Source organism: Microbacterium sp. Leaf351 (assembly GCF_001423825.1).
Taxonomy (GTDB): domain Bacteria; phylum Actinomycetota; class Actinomycetes; order Actinomycetales; family Microbacteriaceae; genus Microbacterium; species Microbacterium ginsengisoli.
The window spans coordinates 210563-211488 of record NZ_LMPK01000015.1 but is presented as its reverse complement, the minus strand read 5'-3'; the positions used below and the strand labels follow the sequence as shown (position 1 = coordinate 211488).

At 72.5% G+C, this 926-nt stretch carries 1 protein-coding gene and 1 pseudogene; one reads left to right on the top strand and one right to left on the bottom strand.

Annotated elements, in window-relative coordinates; genetic code table 11:
* Nucleotides 1-130 precede the first annotated feature (130 nt).
* Nucleotides 131-592 (bottom strand): hypothetical protein, encoded by a 462-nt coding sequence (locus ASG00_RS06705; RefSeq protein ID WP_056207754.1) that lies wholly within the window; start codon nucleotides 590-592, stop codon nucleotides 131-133.
* A gap of 153 nt (nucleotides 593-745) precedes the next feature.
* Here ASG00_RS06705 and ASG00_RS06700 point away from each other — a divergent pair.
* Nucleotides 746-926 (top strand): annotated as a pseudogene (locus tag ASG00_RS06700) (helix-turn-helix domain-containing protein); the annotation flags it as partial.

The following is a 926-nucleotide window of genomic DNA, read 5'->3' as shown; positions in this document are numbered from 1 at the left end:
GAGGCGTTGAGCGCCGTGCTGCCCGAGCCTGCCGCGCACGCGGCGGAGGTCGTGGGGCGCGCCGCGGCATCCGTCGGTCACGTCGTGACCACGGCGCTGAAGAAGCTCCCCGGCCGCTGAGCCGCTCGGCTCAGCCGTTGCTCGAGCCGTTGCCGTTGCTCGAGTTGGACCCGTTGCCGCGCTGGTGGCCGAACGGGCCGTAGCCGCCCTGGCCGCCGCTCCCGTTGCCGTAGCCGTTGCCGTGGCCGGGCATCATCCCGCCTTGACCGCCGCGCGTGTGCATCGAGTTCGACACGGCGACCTGGATGTGTGCTCCGACCCATCCGACCGCGACGCCGCCGCCGAAGGTCAGGGCGAGCAGGATCAGGCCGCCCGCGATCGAGCCTCCGATGATCCACCCGCGGCGGCTGCGGGCGGGTGGCGGCGTGGCCGCCGAACCCGTCGCCGCGCCCGTCGCCGCGGGCGGTGCGGGCGGTGCGGATGCCGCGGCATCCGCTGCATACGAGGGGGTGAGCTCGCCGGCGGCACCGCCGGCGTGGTGGTTCGCGGGCAGCGGCACGGTGGGCTGATCGGGGGTCGTCGAGTCGGACATGGCGGCATGATGCGCGCCGGAGGTGGATGCCGCTCATCATGCGTCGATGAAGTCGCTGGGGATCCGCCGTCTCCCGTGTTTACACGGAAGTCGCGCGACCCCTACGATGTGCGTTACGCGTGTGACGCGTGTTGCTGGGGGGAAGGGAAAACCATGACGGGGCTGCCCGAAGTGCAGTTCTTGACGGTCGCCGAGGTCGCCGACGTGATGCGGGTCTCGAAGATGACGGTCTATCGCCTCGTGCACTCCGGGGAGCTTCCCGCGGTGCGCTTCGGGCGCAGCTTCCGCGTGCCCGCGAGCGCCGTCGACGAGGTCGTGACGCGTCCCGCGGCCG

Coding starts and splice junctions, on each gene's coding strand:
- ASG00_RS06705 (WP_056207754.1), bottom strand. CDS start 592: ATGTCCGACTCGACGACCCCCGATCAGCCCACCGTGCCGCTGCCCGCG.